Source organism: Desulfosarcina sp., from assembly GCF_055467485.1.
On the sequence record NZ_JBUOIV010000007.1, the window covers coordinates 50,189 to 70,699 of the forward strand.

A 20,511-nucleotide genomic window follows, 5' to 3' on the forward strand; every position below is an offset into this window, starting at 1 on the left:
GGCCACTTACAACCCCATGAACCCTGTTAAGGAGCGTCGATGGCAAACGAGCGTGTGCTGATACGGTGCCGAAACTGCGGCACCCGCAACCGGGTCCCCGTGGCCAGGCTGAAAGATGGTCCCCGCTGCGGGCGCTGCAAGCAGATGTTCCCACCCATTCCCATCAACAACCGGCCGGTGATGGTGACCGATCGGACGTTTGCCGACGAAGTGCTTGCCAGTCCCCTGCCTGTGTTGTTGGACTGTTGGGCTGCCTGGTGCGCCCCGTGCGGTGCCATGTCCTCCGTCCTGGATGACCTGGCGCGGGCCTATGCGGGCCGGTTGAAAATCGCCAAGCTCAACGTGGACCAGAATCCGATGACGGCCAGCCGCTATAGCGTCATGAGCCTGCCGATGCTGCTGTTTTTCAGGGATGGACGGATTGTGGATTCGGCCGCCGGCGCATTGCCGAGACAGGAGATCGAGCGAATTCTCTATCGTTTTCTGAATAAGTAGCCCCCACCAATCGAAGGAGCGAAAATGAAGATCGCCATTACCGGGGCATCGGGTTTTGTGGGTACGGCGTTGACCCGTCTGCTGCTGGACGGCGGGCACGCGGTGACCGGGCTGGGAACGTCAGCCTCCCATCCGCTTCAATCGGCTGCGCACTTCACATGGGTCAGTGCGGACACGACGCTTGCCGGAACGTGGCAGGCGGCGGTGAGCCAGGCCGATGCCGTCATCAACCTGGCCGGACGAACCCTATTCAAGCGCTGGTCCCGGGCCTACAAAGCGCAGATCGTCGACAGCCGCCTGCTCACCACCCGCAACGTCGTGGCCGCCATGAACGGTGAGGACAAGATCCTGATCAGCACATCGGCGGTCGGCTATTACGGCAGCCGGGGCGACCAGGCGCTTGCCGAGCATTCGACCCCGGGAACCGACTTTCTGGCCCGTTTGTCCGTGGATTGGGAAAAAGCCGCACAGGATGCAGAAAGGCAGGGTGTCCGGGTGGCCATCATGCGCTTCGGCGTGGTGCTGGGCGCCGGGGGCGGGGCCCTGGCCCAGATGCTGCCGGCCTTTCGCCTGTTTGCCGGCGGCCCCCTGGGAAGCGGCCGGCAGTGGTTTTCATGGATTCACATGGCCGACCTCCTGGCCGCGATTCAGTTTCTCCTTGATCGCGAAAATGCGCGTGGCCCCTATAATTTCTGTGCGCCGGGAGCGGTCCGCCAGAAGGATTTCGCGCGGGCGCTGGGTGCCGCCCTGGGCCGGCCGGCCGTTGTGCCGGCTCCGTCCCTGGCCCTGCGCCTAATGATGGGTGAAGTCGCCGGGGTGCTCCTGGCCAGTCAGAAGGTGCGCCCCGACCGGCTGATCGCCGAAGGATTCCCCTTTCGTTTCGCGGATGTCGACAGCGCCCTGGCGGACCTGGTGAGCCGATTATGACGGCATCGTAAAAAGGCCGATATCTGCGTTACGCTTCATCCCTCGTCGCTGCGGCGTACGGTAAGTACGCCTCACTCCTTAACATTTGCGAGCCTCGATCTTGAATTTTTTGCCCATTCGTCTAAATGGTATAGCTTTGCGAGCGAGCCAGTAATGACCGAACAGCAATTAACCGCAACCGATTATCATCGGATCACCAGCTACCGTCGCCACCAGCTGACGCCCCACACCCTGGACTGGGCGCATCAGCCGATGCCGGTCAAGCGCTACCCGGACCTGCCCCGGGTGCCACTGGATCGCGATGCGAAGCTGCCGGTGAAGGATTATTTCGACCTGGCGAACCGACGCCAGGGCATCGAACCGAGCCGCCCGGACGCATTGGACAGTCAAACGCTTTCGGCGGCCTTCAGGCTGACGCACGATCTTACCGCCCGCGCCATGCATGCCGGCACACCCTTTTATTATCGCAGCGTGGCTTCGGCCGGTGCCCTGTACCCGTTTGAAATGTACCTGGCCGTCCACCGCATGCAGGGGCTGGATCCGGGGGTGTATCACCATCACCTTTTCGATCGCTCACTGACCACCTTGCGCCGCGGTTCGCTGCCGGTGATCCCGCCGGTTGACCGCGGCGTTGCGGCTACCGTTTATATCACTGGGATCTTTTTCCGCAGTGCGTGGAAGTACCGCAACCGCGCCTACCGCTATGTGCTGCTGGACGCCGGCCATCTGCTGGAGAATCTGAGACTGGCTTTGGGTGCGTTGGATCTTTCCTTTTCCATCCATCTGGATTTCGATGATGAACAGGCAGCGACCCTACTGGGGCTGGATCCGCAGCGGGAAGTCTGCCTGGCCTGCGTGCATCTGCATGGTGGCGCCACCGGGGAGGAAAGGCCTGGAGAATCCGAAGCCTTAAAGCCCCTTTCCGCAGCGATTCTCCAGGCATCCACGGTGTCCGGACAGGAGGTCGCCTATGGGGATATCCTTGCCATCCACCGGTCAGGAATGGGGTTCAGCGGCCACCCTGCCGGGACTCTTCCGGTGAAGCACGCCATCGGAAAGCAGCCCTCGTCGTGGGTCGACCTGGTCGCGCCGGATCGTGCGGGATCGGCGGACTATGTCAGCGTGCTGCGGCAGCGCCGTTCCCGCCGAAACTTTATTGCCGCGCCCGGGCCCGTCGAGGGCTTCATGGCTTTCGTGGACCTGATGGCCTGGGGGGGGGTGGCGTCGAGCATGCCCATGACCTGCCGATCCGCAATTACCCTTGGATTTCTGGTTGGCGCAGGGATGCCGGTTCCACCCGGTTTTTACCTGCCGGACCCGGCGGAAAAACGACTGGGACGCGTGTCGGAAGGCAGGCTTACCGAATCCATGGCGGCAGCCTGCCTGGATCAGATGTGGCTCAAGCATGCCGCCGTGCATGTGCTGTTCATGACCGACCTGGCCGCCCTCGACCGGAATTGGGGGCCGCGGGGCTATCGCTATGCCATGATCGAGGCGGGGCGCCTGGGCCAGCAGGCCTACCTGGCCGCCACCGCTTCCGGATGGGGGGCCTGCGGGATCGGTGCGATTTATGACCGGGAGGCGGCGGACCTGCTGGATCTGTCGTCCGACGGCGCGTTGCTCTACCTGGTCGGGACCGGTCCGGTCAAGTCGCGTTGACACCCCGCCGAAACGGCCCCGCTCTCGGCGGGAAGAGGGGGGCTCCGGTTGTCGGCCCGGAAGTCAGGCCGGCCTGATCCGTCCATATTTCAACAGGGAGAAATGACCATGTCCTCCGACCTCAAAATTTTCAGCGGCAGCGCCAATCCCCAACTGGCCACCCACATCTGCGAAACACTGGGAATCGGCCTCAGCCGCCTTGCGGTGTCCCGCTTTTCCAACGACAACCTCTTTGTCCAGATCCGTGAGAACGTGCGGGAAAAAGATGTATTCGTCGTCCAGCCCTTCACTGCGCCGGTGGGCGACACGATCATCGAATTGTTTATCATCCTGGATGCCTTGAGAAGTGCGTCGGCCCGGCGCATCACGGCGGTGATTCCCTATTTTTCCTACGCTCGCTCGGATAAGAAAGACGCCCCGCGCATCTCCATCACCGGCCGCCTCATGGCCGACCTGATCAGGACCGCCGGTGCCGACCGGGTTCTCACCATGGATCTGCACTCGGACGCGGTGCATGGTTTCTTCAGTATCCCGGTGGACCATCTTACCGCGATTCCCTATTTCGTGGACCACTTCCGTGGCCGGCTGGACCTGGACAACGCCGTGGTGGTGGCCACGGATGCCGGCGGCGCCAAACGGGCCGGCCGTTTTGCCAAGCGCATTCACCTGCCCATGGCGATCATCGACAAGCGGCGTGTGGCCGATACCGAAGTTGTCCAGGGACTGGTGGTGGGCGACGTGAAGGGCCGCGATGCCATTATCTTTGAAGATGAGATTTCCACAGGCGGCACCCTGGCGGCTTCGGTAAAAACGCTTGCGGCAGCCGGTGTGAAAAGCATCCACGTGGGAGCTACCCACGGCGTGCTGTGTGGCCCCGCCGTAAACCGGCTGGTGGACAGTCCCATCGAATCTGTGGCCGTTACCGACACGGTGCACGTTCCCCGGGAAAAATTGGCCGACAAGATCCACACCCTCTCGGTGGCCCCGCTTTTTGCCGAAGCCATCCGGCGCATCCACACCGGGGAAAGTGTCGGCGCCCTGTTCGATTAGCGCGGAGGGTGCTGATCCTACACGATGGAAAGGAACGAACGGATTGGAGATTACCAGCGAAATCAGGCAGGTGGGTGGTGCCGGGTTTACCTCGACGGATGATGCGGCCGCCTACCTGCTCAGTGTGGACGGCCGGGCCGCCATCGTGGATGCCGGCTGCGGCGGGCACGGGGCCAGGCTGGCGGCCAACATTCATGCCCGGGGCATCGGGCCCGACCAGGTGGACTACCTGCTGATCACCCACTGCCATTTTGACCACACCGGCGGAGCCGGGGATTTGCGGGAGCGTTTCAATTGTGCCGTCGTCGCCCACGAGCGGGATGCCGCGGCCCTGGAGAACGGCGACAGCATCCGGACGGCGGCCCACTGGTACGGCGCCGTCATGAACCCTCTTGCCGTGGACCTGAAATTGACCGGGGACCGCAACCAGATTGTTCTTGGAAAACGCATGGTGGATGTCATTCATATTCCGGGACACACGCCGGGATCCGTGGTCTACCTGGTGGAATCGGATGGCCAGCGGGTCCTGTTCGGTCAGGATGTCCATGGCCCCCTGCACGATGACTTTGCCTCCGATGCGAAGGCCTACCGGCAGTCGCTGGCCCGCATGGCCGATCTCGGGGCGGATCTTCTCTGCGAAGGACATTTCGGTATCTTCCGCGGGGCGGACAAGGTGCGGGCGTTCATCCGGTCGTTCATGTGAATGGTTCGTAAAAAGCCCGATATCTGTGCCATGCGTTATCCCCCGTCACTTGGGGATACCACAAGGTCGCTGCCTACGGCACCTGCGACAGCGGTATTCTTAAGGATTCACAGGCCTTGATCTCGACCACCTTTACGAACCCCTCGGAAATGCGATGATTGTCGCGTCAGTCAATTTTTCAAGGCATTCCAGAAATGGTGGAACATAGATATCCCACCCTGCCAAGGGCCCTCCTCGATGCATCATCGGCCATCCTGCTGTTTAAAGCCGGCTTGATCGAGGCGTGTTGCCAGCTGTTTCATCTGCACATGACCCGATCCGCTTTTGATGAAGTGACCGTCCCTGCTCAGCCCGGTGCGGGCGACCTGCGCGCCCTGTCCGGTCGACGCCCGGGCGTGACCGTTCTCGAAGACCCGAGGGGGATCCTGCCCACCCGTGCGGCGGACATTGAGCGTCTTCACCGGGGAGAGCGCGACACCCTGCACCACTACCTGAATGGCGCGGCCCGATTTGTGATTATCGATGACGGTAAAGGGGTGCGGACGTGTCGCCGACATAAGATACCCCACGTCAACGCCCTGTTGTGCCCCAGGCTGCTCTATTTTAGCGGGCGAATACCCGACTCGCTTGCCCGTCTCTTTTTTGAACGCATTGCCAGCCTCGGCCGCTACTCGACAGCCGTGGTGAAATGGGCTGAAACCTGCGATACGTCGGATCTTTCTTTTTTTGTCGACACGCGGATGGTGGCTGAAAGATAAGCGAGGCGATGGGCAGGGTTGCCTTTTCCCCCTGTCGGCGGGTACAAAGCGGGGGGCTATGCCCTGACATCGACGGTTTGGCCCAGACCGTTTTCAGCGAGCATCCGGGCAATCTGCTGCTGACTTGCGGCCAGTTCACGCAGCACGGTCACCTGGGTTTCCATGAGGGTGTGAAGCGGCTGAGCGGCGGCGCTCATGGCCATGTGGGATGCGGATACGGCAGAGACATTCATCATTTGCTCCTCGGTTGCGGTTAGCTGGGTTATCGACCGTTCCCCGCTCAATCTTGAGTGTTTTTTCGTAAAAAGGGGCATGGGCGAGCGCACTAATCATTAAAGTGATCGCGATCACTGCCGATATCTGCTGTTAAGGAGATTCAGCCATGGATATCGTCGTCATCAACAGCGCCTTCGTGAAAAACGAAGAACCGAAGAAACCCGTGACGCGGATTCCCGGAAAAAAATCCAAATTTATGGATAAACGTCGCAACCGAGCCGATCGGCGTAAAAGTGTCCGGGACGGCGTGGTGGTCAAGCTGTCCTATCAGAACGACCGTCGGACCGGAACGGACCGGAGACGGACCCAAGCCGATTGAACCGCGATAACTAGCGTGTTGCCCGGCCTTTATGGCAGGGAATCGTCAATCATCGTGTTTGGGTGCGGTTTCCGTGCCAGGTGGTCTCCGATCTTCATTGGACGGCATGGCCTCACCGGCCGGAACAGGCACGCATCTGACCGGTGCCAATTTCCCCGATGCGGCATTTGTGGAGAATTCCCCCGTCCTGTGGTATGATCGAGCCCAGTCGCTTTTCTCATCCGTACAACCCTGACGCATGAGTCATCCACATGAACCAGATGAATGCCATGATGCTGGTGCGTACCCTCGATCTGAACAAGACCGACGCGCCCCTGGTATCCCAGACGGTCCCCATCCCGACGCCGGGGGATCATGAAATACTGATCCGCGTGGGGGCCTGCGGGGTATGCCACACGGAGCTGGATGAAATCGAGGGGCGAACGCCGCCGCCGCGGCTGCCCGTGATCCCCGGACATCAGGTGGTGGGGCGGGTGCAGGAAAGCGGTGCGGGTGCTGTGCGGTTCTCCACGGGGCAGCGGGTGGGCGTCGCCTGGATCAACCGGGCTTGCGGCACTTGCGATTTTTGCCTGGAGGGCCGGGAGAACCTGTGCCCCCAATTCGTCGCCACCGGGCGGGATGTCCACGGCGGCTATGCCGAGTACATGACGGTGCACGAGGCATACGCCTACCCGATTCCCGATCGGTTTTCGGATGCCCAGGCGGCACCGCTGCTTTGCGCCGGAGCCATCGGGTACCGTTCCATGGCCCTTTGCAACCTGCGGGACGGGCAACGTCTCGGGCTTACCGGATTCGGCGCCTCCGCCCACCTGGTGCTCAAAATGGTGCGGCACCGGTTTCCCGACGTGGGGGTATATGTGTTTGCCAGAAGCCCCGGGGAACGGGCATTCGCACGATCCCTGGGTGCCGTGTGGGCCGGGGATACGAAAGACAGGGCACCGCATCCTCTGGATCGGATCATCGACACCACGCCGGCCTGGACGCCGGTGGTGGAGGCCTTGAACAATCTCAAGCCGGGCGGCCGGCTGGTAATCAATGCCATCCGAAAGGAAGTGGCCGACCGGGATGCGCTTCTGCGGCTGGACTATTCTTATCATTTATGGCATGAAAAGGAGATTAAAAGCGTCGCCAACGTGGCCCGGTCGGATGTGTCCCGGTTTCTGGAACTGGCGGACCGTATCCCGATCATTTCCGAAGTTGAGACGTTCGGCCTCGCAGCGGCCAATCGGGCGCTCATGGAGTTGAAAAACCGCCGGGTCCGGGGGGCCAAAGTGCTCTTGATGGACCCTTGTTGACCGTGCCCGGTTATTTCTTGCCGCGATCCCGGCAAGGAGCTAAAGCATATCCTGGAAGCTGCCGATATCATTCTCAGCCGTCGGAACTTTTGATCCAGAGCAGGTTGTCTGCGCTTCGTGAATGGTCGGAGATGCCGTCTTGAAAAAGTTTATCGCCAATCGTGTCAAATTGATCAGCAGAATGGACCGGGATATCGGCGTTCTGATCGACAACTGCCTGGGGTTTCTCTATTCCATCGATCTGGGGCACGACATGCGCAAGGAGACCGCCCGGATCGAATCGGCGCTGTACGACATGGTTTACCTGGGCCGAACGCCAGCCGGCTGTGAGTTCAAGGAAAACCTTTTCAGAACGCGGATACTGCCGCTCATGAAGGTCCTTGCACCACCCGGATATTACTTCGGGATCGATCCGGATAATCAGGGCCTGCTGGGATACTGGCGACAGGCCGATGTCGACGCCGATGACAGTCAGTCGTTGCCGATCGGCTCCGGTACTGCCGGTTGAGGCCGTTTCCATCCCGCGGCAAATTTCTTGACACGCCGTTTTGTCCCATTGTACGTCTAATCGAGGCTGGCCGCTGCCAGAGTCCTTCTTCACCGTCATCGGTTACCATCTGAAAATGGTCAGCAGGAGGTTCACGTCGTGTTCGCCCTGCGGTGTCTGCTTTTTCTAACGGCGACCGTTTTCCTGGGGTGTCTCATCGCCCCCCCGGGGGTAAGCCGTGCCGCTGTGCGTGAACCCGTCTGGGCCGGCAGGTTTTATCCGGCTGACCGGCAGGACTTGCTCCGCTTGATTCGACGCCTCACCGACACGGCCGAACGCCATGCGAGCACCGCTAAACGTCCGCATACCCGGCTGCGCGCCCTGATGATGCCCCACGCCGGATACGCCTACTCCGGTGCAACTGCCGCCCATGCCGCCCTGGCCATTGACCCCGACCGGTTCGACCGGGTGGTTCTGCTCGGGCCCGATCACCGGGTGGGTTTTCGCGATGCTTCGATCACCGGGGCCTCCCACTGGCGAACGCCTTTGGGAACGGTCCCTGTCGGTGATTTCCGCCTCATGTTGAACGACCGGCCGCAACGCTTCGCGACCCTAGCGGCCTCTGATCGGCAAGAGCACAGCCTGGAGGTGGTGCTGCCTTTCTTGCAGTCCCGCCTGACCCGGTTTGAATTGATTCCTGTGGTGCTGGGACCCTGCGATGCCCATGAAATGGGCCAGGCCATAGCGACCCTGCTCAGCAATCCGCGGAGCCTGCTGGTGGTCAGCGCCGACTTGTCTCATCACCTGCCCTATGACGAGGCCGTCAGACGGGATCGGGAAACGCTGGACCGGATCCTTTCTCTGGATCCCCGGTGGCAGCAGGATCAGGACAACCGCACCTGCGGGCGTTATCCCGTAGGGGTGCTGCTGGAGCTGGCCCGGAGGCAACAGTGGAAGCCGGTGCTGCTGCATTACAGCAACAGCGGCGATACCGCCGGTAGCAGGGAAGCCGTGGTGGGATATGGCGCCGTTGCCTTCTATGGAGATGAACCGATGCAAAACCCAACCGATACCCGTCAACCGCTGACCCCTGAGCAGGGGGCCGCCCTGGTGACCCTGGCCCGGCAGACCCTGGTCCGGCATTTCGGTGATACGACCCCATCGGCCGATCGGCAACGACTGGAGACAACGCTTGCGGACCAAGCCCTTCAGTCCCGTTGTGGCACGTTCGTCACCTTGAAAATCGACAACCAGCTGCGGGGTTGCATCGGCAGTCTGTCGGCCACCGCCCCCATCCTCGAGGGGGTGTGCGACAATGCACTGAATGCGGCTTTCCACGATCCGCGGTTCCCCCCGTTGAGCAAAAAAGAGCTGGAACGCGTACAAATCGAGGTGAGCGTGCTTTCCGAGCCGGTCGCCCTGGCCTACAGCGATGCCGATGACCTGCTGGCCCGGTTGAGGCCCGGTATCGATGGGGTGATCGTCAAAAGGGGGGCCGCCAGTGCCACTTTTTTACCCCAGGTGTGGGAGCAGCTGCCCCGGCCGGAACCGTTCCTCTCTCACTTGTGCGCAAAAGCCGGTCTGCCCGCCGAACAATGGCGGAAAGGAGATCTGGAGGTGCAGGTCTACCAGGTTCAGTACTTTGAAGAGGCCCGATGACGGCGGCGTGCGCAGGGTGGTGGTCTCCACGGGCATTGCCTCGGTGGCCGTTCAACTGGTATGTGTCCGTGAGTACCTGGCTCAATTCCAAGGCAATGAGATTGTCATTGCCCTGATCTTCTTCTGCTGGCTGGTTTTCGGCGGTCTCGGCACCTCAGCGGCCAAGGGTTTCGGGAGCCGGGTCGTTCAGCCGTCGCCAACCACCCTGGCCATTTTCTCCTGCCTGCTGGTCATTTTCTCCGTGTGTCAGGTGGTTGCCATTCGCTGGCTGCGGGACCTGGTTTTCATTCATGGCCGGTCAGTGGGGTTTTATCCCACCCTGGTTTATGTCGCCGTCACCCTATTCCCCTATGCGCTGCTATTGGGTTTCGTGCTGCCGTACAGCCTGTCGGTGGCCCGATACCGGTCGGCCCGGTATCCCGGCAACTGGATTTACATGGCTGACAATGCAGGGGATGTGGCCGGCGCGGCGATTTTTTCTTTTGCCCTGGTTCATTGGCTTACCCCGTTCCAGGTCCTGCTCGTGGTCCACCTGCCGCTGCTGGCCTGCCTGCTTGGGTTGGAATCGGCGGTCTCCCGCTGGAGCGCATCCGCCGGCGCCCTTGCAATAGCGGCCCTGGTGACGGGGGCTGTGTTTGAAGACCGGCTGCTGCCGGTCCGGGAAGGCCGTCGAATCCACTATGCGGAGAGCCGCTACGGCCGTATCGAGGTGCTCGACTCGGCAGGAGAGGTCTCTATTTTCAGTGACGGCGTGCCGAGTCTTTTCTCCCAGGACCCCGCCCTGGCCGAGGAGATCGTTCATTTCCCGCTTTCCCAGGTCAACCGTCCCCGGCGCCTGCTGCTGGTCTCCGCCGTGGGGGGCATGATGGCAGAGGTCGCCAAATACCGCCCCGAAAGGGTGGATTATGTGGAGATGGACCCATTGGCGGCCCAGCTGCAGCTTCGTTATGATCTGCTGACACCCATACCCGGTCTGACCGTCATCAACCAGGATGCCCGTGCTTACCTTGCTCGTGCATCGACGCGCTACGATGCCATCCTGGTCAGCCTGCCGGAACCGGAAACCTTTCAGGTCAATCGGTTCTATACGGCCGGGTTCTTCGCGCTGGCAAAGGCGCATCTTGCACCGGGTGGTGTGTTCTGTTTCGGCATCGACCCTGTGGCCAACTACATATCGGACATCCGGCGGCAGAAGTTGTCGTCGCTGGCCAACACGGCCGGTGCCGTTTTCAGCCATGTCACGCTCATGCCGGGCCAGCGGCTGCTGTTTGTCTGCCGTGACCGGCCGATTCGGACCGACATACCGGTGCTTCTGGAACAAAAGGGAATCGACACCCGCCATATCCGCCGGTATTTTGCCGGCGACCTGACCGGCCAGCGGATCCGCCAGATTAACGATGCCGTGGATCCCGGTACCGGCCAAAACCTGGATCTGTCTCCCCGGTTGATGCGGTTGGCGTTCGTTGGATGGCTGGCGCGCCACGGCGAGTCATCCCGCTGGTTCGCCCTGGCACTGGCTGTCGGGGCGCTGGCATACCTGACCCGAATCAACCGTCCTCAGTGGGTGCTGCTGACCACCGGCTGTGTCAACATCGGCGCCGAAATGGTGACCATCTTTACCTTTCAGACGCTTTATGGGTATGTTTATCTTCAGATCGGGGTGCTGGTGACCGTGTTCCTGGCCGGACTGCTGCCCGGTGCCTGGGCGGGCGGGCGGTTTTGCGGCAGCCGTCGCCGGGCATTGATGATCGGTGATCTGCTGCTGATGGTGCTGATGGTGCTGTTTGCTGTGATGTTGGCCGCTGCCCGGCAGGGGATGCCGGCGGCTGTTTTATACGGCTTCGGCCTGGCCGTTTCATTTTGCTGCGGATTCCAGTTCCCCCTGGCCCTGACCCTGTCAGGAGACACCGGTGCCGCCGCTGCGCAAAGCTTTTCAGCGGACCTGGTGGGCGCGGCCATCGGCGTCCTGCTGGTGAGCCTGGTGCTGATTCCTTTTATCGGGCTCCTGTGGGCGACCCTTAGCCTTGCCGGTTTGAAGCTTATCAGTTTGCTGGTTTCAGGATCGATCCATGAAATGCATTAGCCGGCGACAATTCATGCTGACCACCGCGGCCAGCCTGTGCAGCGTGGCGACCAGTCATGCCCGGTGGTCTTTATTCGGCTCCGATGACAGTCCGTTGCCGGACATCCGGGGCACTATCTTTCAAAAGGATGCACCCGCCGCTTTGTGGAAATGGTCCACGGCCGCCTATCATTTCAACCGCCTGGACCAAGGCGCCGTTATCTGTACCTTGTGCCCCAACCGCTGCCGGCTCTCACCGGGAGACCGCAGTGTCTGCCGCAGCCGGGTGAACCTGGACGGCACCCTCTACAGCCTGGCATACGGAAATGCCTGTTCGGCCAACGTGGACCCGATCGAGAAAAAGCCCCTGTTTCATTTCATGCCGGCTACCAGCGCTTTTTCCATCGCGGCCGCCGGGTGCAACTTTCGCTGCCTCAACTGTCAGAACTGGGAAATTTCTCAGGTCCGTCCCGAGGATGTACGCCACATCGACCTGTTTCCCGATGCGGTGGTGAATGCCGCCGTGAAAAGCGGGTGTCGATCCATTGCCTACACATACAGCGAGCCGACTACGTTTTATGAGTACATGATCGACACGGCGCGTATCGCCAGACCCCGTGGCCTTTACAATATATGGGTGTCCAACGGCTTTATCAATCAGGAGCCCCTGCTGGCCTTGTGCCGGGTGCTGGACGGGGCTAACGTGAACCTCAAGTCCATCAGCGATGACGTCTATCGCAAGCTCAATGGCGGGCGGTTGAAACCGGTGCTGGACACGTTTGTCACCCTTCACCGGCAGGGGGTCCATTTCGAGATGACCCACCTGGTGGTACCCGGCTACGGGGACAGCGATCGGATGGTTCAGCGAATGTGCCAATGGATACTGGAGAACCTGGGGCCTGACTATCCCCTTCATTTTCTGCGCTTTTTTCCCCGTTACCAGCTCGACCGCCTGGCGCCCACACCGCTGGCCACCCTGATCCGGTTCCGGGAACTGGCCATGGCCCAGGGGCTCCGATATGTGTATCTGGGCAACGTGCCGGGCCATGCGGGCAATCACACCTTCTGCCACCACTGCAAACGGCTGCTGGTGGAGCGGCAGGGCTACCACATACCCACCTTCCAAATCATCAATGGACGCTGCCGATTCTGCGATACCCCCATCCCCGGCGTGTGGCCGGCAAGTGAAGTGTGATCGGTCGATTGGATCAATGCAACTGTTGGGTGGCGTGGTTGCGGATGAACTGATCGATCAATTCGGTTTGCAGCGTGGTGAGGCTTTCGAAGCGCACCCCGCGGCGGGACTGGCCCGCTTCGGGCAGGGGAAATCCGGGGATGCCGCTGTCGGCGGGGATATCGGAAACACCGTGGCAGTGGATGCCGCTGACGAATATTTCACCGTCTGGCGTCATAATGGCAAGCTGGTCAGATGGATTGCCCGGACCCGATTTCATCTCGTGGCTGTACGCCAGTCCGGACACGCCGATGTCTACCAGGCTGAATCGCTCGTAGGGGTGGGTGCGGGAGATGACGAAGGTACCTTCCGGCGCTCCGAATCGCGGGTTTTTGCGACGCTCCGTTGATGCCGGTGTCAGCACGCTGCGGATGGTATCAGCCAGTTGCTGCATACCCACGGGCTTCATGATCAACGCCTGGATACCCAACGATTGGGAACTCTCCTGGCTGATCTGTTCGTTGAACCCGGTGCATAAAATAATGGGAAGGTCATTGCGCACGGCCTTGACTGCTTTGGCCAGGCCGGTGCCCGTCATCCCCGGCATGGTCATGTCCGTGATCAGCAGGTCATAGAGCCGGGGGCAGTTGAGAAACGAATTGAGTGCCTCGGCACTGTCGGTATGTGCGCTGACCGTGTATCCCAACTGCTCGAGCACCTGCCTCATCATGTCCACGAGCATCTCCTCATCATCCACGATCAGGATATGCTCATGGCCGCCCGGCAGGTGCTGCTGGTTGAAAATTGCCGGTTGCGAGTCGATGGTCGCGTCCACCCTCGGCAGATAGAGGTGAAACTCCGTGAACTGGCCCGGTCCGCTGAAGGCCCTTATGGCGCCGCCACTGCCCTTGATGATGCCATGAACGACCGAGAGGCCCATGCCCGTGCCTTTCCCGGTTTCCTTGGTGGTGAAATAGGGGTCGAAAATCCGATTGATGATATCCTTTTCGATGCCATGGCCGGTGTCGGCGACCACCAGCCTGGCGTAACGGCCCGGGGAGAGATTCGACTCGGCTGCAGCGGCGCTGTCCAGTGTTACGGGATCCAGCCGGATGGTCAGCACGCCGCCACCGGGTTCCATGGCGTGGGCGGCATTGGTGCACAGGTTGAGCATGATCTGGTGAATCTGGGTGGCGTCGGCGATGGTGATGCATTCGGTTGCGCAGATATTGCGTTCGATGGAGATGTTGGTGGGCAGGGAGGCCCGCATCAGCTTGAGCGACTCCATGATGACGCTGTTGAGACGAATCGGCTTGCGGCCGGATTCCTCCTTGCGGCTGAAGCTGAGCAATTGCTGAATCATTTCGCGGGCCCTCAGGCTGGCTGTGAGAATCCGTTCCAGGTTCAGGTGGGCGGCGTGTTCGCCGGGCATGTCGGCCAGGGCCAGTTCCGCATTGCCTAAGATGATGCTCAGCACATTGTTGAAGTCGTGGGCGATGCCGCCGGCCAGGGTGCCGATGGCTTCCATTTTCTGGGACTGGCGCAGCTGGTTTTCCAGTTGCCGCTTCTCGGCTTCGACACACATGTGCTCGCGTTTCATCTGCCGCTGACTCAGCACGTTCTCCACGCGAATAAGCAGTTCGTCCGGCTCGAAGGGTTTTCTCAGATAATCGCTGGCTCCTTTGCGGATGGCCTTGATGGCCGAATCGACGGAGGCCTCCCCGGTGACGATGATGAAGGCGGCATCGCAGCAATCTCGGTCAACGGCGTCGAGCAATTCAAAACCGGTCATTTCCGGCATCATGACATCTAGGATGACCAGGTCGGGGGATTCGGCATGAATCAGCGTCAGGGCATGGCGCGAGCTGTTGGTGGTTCGAACCCGATAGTCGCCGGCGTCCAAGACAGCCTTGATGCTCGCAGTCATCAATGGCTCATCGTCGCAGATCAAGATTCGCGGGCGGTTCTCCATGAAATGCTCCTAAGTGGCTGAGTCAAGAGCCGTTCTGTTTTCCGATTCATTGTCGCTGGCGGGCAGTTCAATGTGAAAACAGGTCCCTCCGCCCGGGGTACTTTCGCACAACAGGGACCCCTTGAGGATGGTTACCGCTTCATGGACAATGGCCAGGCCCAGTCCGTCGTGACCCGTTTTCGAGGTCACGTTAGCTTTAAATAGGTCATTTTTAATCGCTTCGTCAATACCCGGGCCGTCATCGCAGACACTGATTTTGACATGGCCCGCTATTGCTGTGTCGCCCACCGATCTGGTAGGGGCTGTCAACATGCGGCTGATCACCTGAATGGTTCCGCCATCGGGCATTGCTTCTATCGCATTTTTCAACAGGTTAATCAATGCCTGCTTCAGCCGGTCCCGATTCGATGGGATGGCGGGGAGGCGTGCATCCAGATCCTGGGTCAGGTGGATGGACGTATTGGCGGGCAGGCCTTCACGGAACAGCCCCAGTATGTCGGCGATCGTGGCATTTACGTCAACGGGTTCAAGGTCGATGGGCAGACTTCCTGACGGTGATGTCAGGGACTTTATCAGCCTGGATACTCGGTTGATCTCCTCATCGATAATGCGCAGCTCATTCCTGGCCGATGAGTGGTCATCGGTGCGCAGGGTCAGGACCTTGAGATAATTTTTGATGACGCTCAACGGATTGTTGATTTCATGTACGATTTTGCTTGTTTTTGACATGCGCGATGCTTCGCGATCCGCCGCCCGGCAGTCGCTCTGATCCTCGCGCTGTCGTTCTCGGGCCAGGGACCCGGCCACGGCAGCGACAATGGCCTTCAACAGCGTTGTCTGCTTTTCGACCCATGGCCAATCACCGGCCTCGATTCCCAGGAGCAACATCGCCGTGCCCTCGCCGCTATCCGATCGAACCGGCATGCAGACGATGCCGTCTGTCTGCATGCCGGCCATGAGCTGTCTGTCGACGATCGTCAATTTACTCCTTTGGACGGCTGAGAATGAATTCACCATTTCACCGCTGCCATGGCTGATGGCTGGCAGGCAGTCCGATGCCGTCAGGGGGATGCGCAGTCGATCGATGTGGGGCGGGGTGATGTCTCCCGCGGCGAAACATCCGATCAAGAGATTGCCGACGGGGTCATGGTCAAGCATGATCAGGGTGTCGATACCCATATAGACGCTGAGGCTCTGCTGCAACACCCGCAAGACGGCACTGCGGCCGGTGGCCGTCAGCAAATCCCGATATACGCCGGACAAGATGGTGTTGGTTCTGATCGCCTGGCCCAGGGGAATGGTGACTGTGTCGGTGGACCGGCCTTTTTCCGGCACTTCAGGATTGTGGCCGAGTTCGTTTGTCACTGCCAGGGCCTGCTCTTGGACTGCCTGTGAAAGGCGGCTCAGGTGCTGCGCATCTATTTTCAAAAGTGTGGCAACCGCCTGGCAGTCCTCGGATGACGGATGCGGCTCAACGGCCAATCGGTTGGCCGACCACACGATCTGGACCAGAGGGAGGGCATTGACGACGGCTGCCGCCGTGGCCGTGTGGTACTCGGCTGTATCTCCGGCAAACCCGGCGCCGGTGTAGCGCCGGATCAACTGCGCCCCGATTTGGCCGTGGTCTGATCCGGTAACCTGTTCCTCTGCATCGAGCAGTGGGGTCGCCTGAGCCGGGTCGATCAGCATGGGGGCGCATGCTGCCGGGGTTTGGGCAAATAGTGCCAGTTTGCCGATGTCGTGAAGCAGACCGGCGGTGTATGCATCCTCCACGGGACGGTAATTCAGCGCCAGCGCCAGCTCCCGGGCCAGCAGGGCCGTGGTGAGACTGTGCCGCCACAACCATCCAAGTGCCAGCCCCTGCCGGTGATGGATGCCGTTCAATGCCTGATCGGCCAATGCCTGGGTCGTGATGGCATCGATGCCGGTCATTCCGATGCGGCTGACCACGTCGTCAATGCCGGGCGGGTCAACCTTGTGAACTCCGGAACGCATGGATCGGTCGAGGCGCATGGCCAGGAAGCAAAGCGCCGGGTCCATCCTGAAAAGTCGGGATAGGTCGGGCAGGGCCATGGACGAATCATGGCGGACGTGGATGAGACGTTCTAAAAGACAGGGGAAAACGGTAAGTTGCAACCTGCCGGTGAATTCTGAAGCGATGTGCACAGCGACTGCCAGTCCCATTGAAATATCTCATCTGTTCAGCAGGCAAAACCGCGTTTAAACTATGACGATCATGCGCATTTGTCAAAGAGACCCATGTGTGACCCCGGGCGGCGAATAGCCGGCCTTCGAGCGGGTTCAGGACTTCCTTGCCCTGAAAAACTGCCGTCGTGAATGCAAACATGGTTTTCTTATACTGACCATGCTTTCATCGGCGACCGTATACGGTCGCCCGAGATCTGACCCTCACCCTTGTCTCCTGAACCACTCGCGCCGGAATCCAAATATCGAATAAGTATCTAATTTTTATTAACTCTTTTTTAATAGAGCAATGAAGGTGCCAACGAAAGAATACCACCGGTCTTTTTAGTCGGCATGAAAAATATAAAAATAATAACAGTAATTTATATTTAACTGGTTGTCCTTCCGACGGTATTGCGCCCCTCCATGCCGGGGGATTTTATCGGAAGCGTTGTGGTGCGTACTTCACAACCGTTGTTTTACTATGTAATAATTTACATAGGCGATGCATCCCGGCACATGGCCTGCCCATCCCGGGCCAGTGCCCTCAGAATCTTCCGGCTTGCGACCGGTTCAGACTGCACCGAGAGGCAAGTTGTCCAATACGGTCAATGGTGTGGGGTGATGGGTGAAAGAAGGCCAGTTGCGTCCAACGCGGAAAATGAAAAAAGACTCGGTCGAACAAGGGGCGGGAAGGTCAAACGCGGTGCAATCAGTCGGCGTTTTTCTTCACCAGGTCGAATATGGCGCCCCTCAATTTCAGGGAAAAGGTCTCCGGTACCTGACGGCGTTCGAGGTTCCTGCACAAATCCACTGTTTGTTTCAGCGTCTCCAGGCAGACCTGGCAGGGTTTGCACGCCTTGATGTGTGCTTCAATGTCTTCGCAGGTGGGGGCGTCGAGTTCTCTGTCGATGTACTCGGAAAGCCTTTCGAACAGTGCCAGGCAGTTTTCGTGGGAGTGGTGCGGGTCAGTCTGTTTCATAATATGATTTCAATGCGTCTCTGAGAAATAGCCTCGCCCGGTGCAGGCGTACCTTGATGTTGGTGGGGGTCAGGTCCAGGATCTCAGCCGTTTCCTGAGTCGTGAACCCTTCCACGTCCCGCAATACAACAACCAGCCGGTACTTTTCCGGCAGATCCAGCATTGCTTGTCGGATGACGCCTGCCAGTTCCCCGTCAAGCACCTGGTCCAGGGGCTGGGACGCCCAGCGAGGCAGGTCCGTGGCTACGGCCGATTCGTCTGCCGGAAGAAATTCGTCCAGAGAGAGCTCTCTGTCGGGTGCATACTTGGATCGGCGTTTTTTTTTCAGGCAGGCACTGGTGGCGACCCGGTAAAGCCAGTTCCTGAATTTGGTTTCATATCGAAACCCCTCGAGATATTTAAAAACATTCAAGAAGGTGTCCTGCACCATGTCTTCGGCGTCGCTGGGGTTGTCGCACATCCTCAGGCCAAAGTTGTACAGGCTTTTCTCGTAGCGATTGACCAGTTCATAAAAAAGATCCTGGCGGCCGCCGTTGATCGCCCGGACCAGTTCGTTATCCTTATCGTCGTTTTTCGTTTTCTCCGACGGGTTCGGCATGGGTTTTCTTGTCTGTCACCTGACAGGCATCGCTCATTCATGTAGCGATACCCAGTTTTGGCAGGATATAGGCCTGGAGGAGGATCCATACGCCGACCACCGCCAGTAGAATCAATATCTCCCTCATCTTTTTCCCTTTCATATGTGTTTATAAGAGTGATGTCCATTGGTTTTTTACCCCAGGCCTAATGAGACGCGGGGGGTAATTCGGTTACAGTGATCATCGGTCAACGGAATCTTGTGGCTTCGCCGCATGATTCAGGATGATCGACGACATGATACACAGCCACGCTTCACGCGTCGGCGGGCATTCGGTGATGCCGGTAAATTGAACCCTCCCCGCGGCTTGCCGCGGGGAGGGTTCATCGTAAGGAAGATAATCGATTCCCCGTTCGCTCGCTATCGCGGTTAAATATACCGGCGACCGTGGTCTGACCCCCAACTTGCCATTTATGGGTGGATACGACCGGGTTGGGGAGCAGGACCCGGGAGCGGGTTTCCGGGTGGCGGGGAAACGGATTGGTACGAGGGTCAGCGCCTGGCTTTGATGCTTCCGGCGTCGATGCCATATTTTTTGATTTTATAGTGGATGGCCCGCCGGCTGATGCCCAACACCTCGGCGGCCTCTTTCTGAATTCCCCCGGTTTGTTCAAGGGCCCGGAGGATGGTGTTCTTTTCGCTTTCTTCCAGGGAGAGGCAATCGTCGCCGGCCGGATTTTCTGCGCAGGTTTCCGTTATGCCTGCCACATGAAAATCCTCCGGCCGAAGCACATGGTCCCGGCACATGACGATGCCCCCCTCGATGGCGTTTTTCAATTCACGAACATTGCCGGGCCACGAGTAGTCGCAAAGCCAGTCCATCGTTTCTTCAAGGACACGGACCATTTCCACATTGTGCTGGCTGCAGTATTGTCGAGTGAAGTGGTCGACCAGCAGGGGGATATCCGCCTTTCGTTCCCGCAGCGGGGGAATGGTCAGGGTGACCACTCGAAGTCGGAAAAACAGGTCTTCCCGGAATCGACCGGCCTTGATGGCTTCACCCAGATCGGCATTGGTGGCCGCGATGATCCGGCAATCCACGGGGGTCCCCTTTAGCCCGCCGATTCGCCTGATGGTCCGGTCTTCGATAAACCGGAGCAGGCGGATCTGCATTTCGTGGGAGATGTTGCCGATTTCGTCAAGGAACAGGGTTCCGGTATCCGCCGTTTCGATGAGTCCCTTCTTGTCGCTGACGGCATGGGTGAATGATCCCTTGACGTGGCCGAAGAGTTCACTTTCCAGAAGACCGGCGGGCGTGGCCCCGCAATCGACCACGACAAACGGTTTTTTCCGGCGATGGCCCAACTGGTGAATCCGGTTGGCGATGCGCTCCTTGCCCACCCCGCTTTCTCCGAGAATCAGGACATTGACGCTGCTCCGGGCCACCTTTTTTACCAGACCATGCAGATTTTTCATGGCTGGACTTTTGACCTGGTCGTCGGTGTCTGCGTCCGGAACCGGATCGACATCCTGGACCGGTTCTGTGTCCTGGCACTCCTGGAGCATCAGCTGGATCTTTTCGGTCAGGGCTTTGCCGTCAAAAGGCTTTTCAACGTAGTCCACGGCACCCGATTTGACCGCTTTCACCGCATCGGGAACGTTGGCGTAAGCGGTCAGGAAGATAACCGGGAGGCCCGGCTGGATCTGGATGATCTCCGACAACAGCGCCATGCCGTCCATTTCGGGCATTTTTACATCGGAGACCACAAGGTCGATTCGGCGGGTCTTGAGAATCTGCAGCGCCTTGCGTCCGCCATCCGCCTTGTAAACGGTCAGTCCGCAGCTGGACAGCCGGGCATCCAGCACCTCCAGTACATTGCGGTCGTCGTCGACAACAAGGACAGACTGTGGGATGGGTTCATTCATCATTGT

General features: G+C 59.7%; 18 protein-coding genes. 12 read left to right on the forward strand and 6 right to left on the reverse strand.

Going from position 1 to position 20,511, the window contains the following annotated elements:
* Positions 1-39: 39 nt before the first annotated feature.
* The 6 genes from ACZCED_RS05425 (at position 40) to ACZCED_RS05450 (ending at position 5,592) form a co-directional block, all read left to right on the forward strand.
* Entirely contained in the window at positions 40-495 is a 456-nt protein-coding gene (locus tag ACZCED_RS05425) for a thioredoxin family protein (RefSeq protein ID WP_462967436.1), read from the forward strand.
* A 24-nt stretch (positions 496-519) separates the two neighbouring features.
* The gene (locus tag ACZCED_RS05430; RefSeq protein ID WP_462967435.1) at positions 520-1,422 is read left to right on the forward strand and encodes a TIGR01777 family oxidoreductase; all 903 of its coding nucleotides are present in this window, start codon (positions 520-522) and stop codon (positions 1,420-1,422) included.
* Between the two features lie 153 nt (positions 1,423-1,575).
* Positions 1,576-3,081, forward strand: a complete 1,506-nt coding sequence (locus ACZCED_RS05435; protein ID WP_464860379.1) for a SagB/ThcOx family dehydrogenase — start codon at positions 1,576-1,578, stop codon at positions 3,079-3,081.
* Between the two features lie 108 nt (positions 3,082-3,189).
* Entirely contained in the window at positions 3,190-4,131 is a 942-nt protein-coding gene (locus tag ACZCED_RS05440; RefSeq protein WP_462967433.1) for a ribose-phosphate diphosphokinase, read from the forward strand.
* A gap of 43 nt (positions 4,132-4,174) precedes the next feature.
* Positions 4,175-4,834: an MBL fold metallo-hydrolase gene (locus tag ACZCED_RS05445; protein ID WP_464860381.1), complete on the forward strand. Its 660-nt coding sequence runs from the start codon at positions 4,175-4,177 to the stop codon at positions 4,832-4,834.
* 194 nt (positions 4,835-5,028) lie between these two features.
* Complete coding sequence (locus tag ACZCED_RS05450; RefSeq protein ID WP_464860382.1) at positions 5,029-5,592, forward strand: hypothetical protein; 564 nt, start codon at positions 5,029-5,031, stop codon at positions 5,590-5,592.
* A 56-nt stretch (positions 5,593-5,648) separates the two neighbouring features.
* On the opposite strand, the gene ACZCED_RS05455 is transcribed toward ACZCED_RS05450, so the two are convergent.
* Positions 5,649-5,828: a hypothetical protein gene (locus tag ACZCED_RS05455; protein WP_464860383.1), complete on the reverse strand. Its 180-nt coding sequence runs from the start codon at positions 5,826-5,828 to the stop codon at positions 5,649-5,651.
* Between the two features lie 146 nt (positions 5,829-5,974).
* Between ACZCED_RS05455 and ACZCED_RS05460 the strand changes: the two genes are divergently transcribed.
* The 6 genes from ACZCED_RS05460 to amrS all read left to right on the forward strand — a co-directional run bounded on the left by ACZCED_RS05460 (position 5,975) and on the right by amrS (position 12,885).
* Entirely contained in the window at positions 5,975-6,187 is a 213-nt protein-coding gene (locus ACZCED_RS05460) for a hypothetical protein (protein ID WP_462967429.1), read from the forward strand.
* Between the two features lie 251 nt (positions 6,188-6,438).
* On the forward strand, positions 6,439-7,482 hold the full coding sequence (locus ACZCED_RS05465) for a zinc-dependent alcohol dehydrogenase family protein (RefSeq protein WP_464860384.1): 1,044 nt from the start codon (positions 6,439-6,441) through the stop codon (positions 7,480-7,482).
* Between the two features lie 139 nt (positions 7,483-7,621).
* Positions 7,622-7,990 carry a hypothetical protein gene (locus ACZCED_RS05470; protein ID WP_462971766.1) on the forward strand — a complete coding sequence of 123 codons (369 nt, stop codon included), beginning with the start codon at positions 7,622-7,624 and terminating at the stop codon, positions 7,988-7,990.
* Between the two features lie 138 nt (positions 7,991-8,128).
* Positions 8,129-9,628, forward strand: coding sequence for an AmmeMemoRadiSam system protein B (amrB, locus tag ACZCED_RS05475; RefSeq protein ID WP_464860385.1), 1,500 nt, complete (start codon positions 8,129-8,131; stop codon positions 9,626-9,628).
* Positions 9,612-11,711, forward strand: a complete 2,100-nt coding sequence (locus ACZCED_RS05480) for a spermine/spermidine synthase domain-containing protein (RefSeq protein WP_462971768.1) — start codon at positions 9,612-9,614, stop codon at positions 11,709-11,711. The genes amrB and ACZCED_RS05480 overlap by 17 nt, the downstream gene beginning before the upstream one ends.
* Positions 11,698-12,885: an AmmeMemoRadiSam system radical SAM enzyme gene (gene amrS, locus ACZCED_RS05485; RefSeq protein ID WP_462971769.1), complete on the forward strand. Its 1,188-nt coding sequence runs from the start codon at positions 11,698-11,700 to the stop codon at positions 12,883-12,885. The genes ACZCED_RS05480 and amrS overlap by 14 nt, the downstream gene beginning before the upstream one ends.
* Positions 12,886-12,898: 13 nt before the next feature.
* Here amrS and ACZCED_RS05490 read toward each other — a convergent pair whose 3' ends face one another.
* The 5 genes from ACZCED_RS05490 to ACZCED_RS05510 all read right to left on the reverse strand — a co-directional run bounded on the left by ACZCED_RS05490 (position 12,899) and on the right by ACZCED_RS05510 (position 20,505).
* On the reverse strand, positions 12,899-14,836 hold the full coding sequence (locus ACZCED_RS05490) for a response regulator (protein WP_464860386.1): 1,938 nt from the start codon (positions 14,834-14,836) through the stop codon (positions 12,899-12,901).
* A gap of 9 nt (positions 14,837-14,845) precedes the next feature.
* Positions 14,846-17,020 (reverse strand): HDOD domain-containing protein, encoded by a 2,175-nt coding sequence (locus tag ACZCED_RS05495; RefSeq protein WP_464860387.1) that lies wholly within the window; start codon positions 17,018-17,020, stop codon positions 14,846-14,848.
* Between the two features lie 712 nt (positions 17,021-17,732).
* Positions 17,733-18,002: an anti-sigma factor family protein gene (locus ACZCED_RS05500; RefSeq protein WP_462971772.1), complete on the reverse strand. Its 270-nt coding sequence runs from the start codon at positions 18,000-18,002 to the stop codon at positions 17,733-17,735.
* Complete coding sequence (locus tag ACZCED_RS05505) at positions 17,989-18,600, reverse strand: RNA polymerase sigma factor (RefSeq protein ID WP_462971773.1); 612 nt, start codon at positions 18,598-18,600, stop codon at positions 17,989-17,991. Before ACZCED_RS05505 ends, ACZCED_RS05500 begins: the two co-directional genes overlap by 14 nt.
* Before the next feature lie 531 nt (positions 18,601-19,131).
* Positions 19,132-20,505, reverse strand: coding sequence for a sigma-54-dependent transcriptional regulator (locus tag ACZCED_RS05510; RefSeq protein ID WP_462971774.1), 1,374 nt, complete (start codon positions 20,503-20,505; stop codon positions 19,132-19,134).
* Between the last annotated feature and the right edge of the window lie 6 nt (positions 20,506-20,511).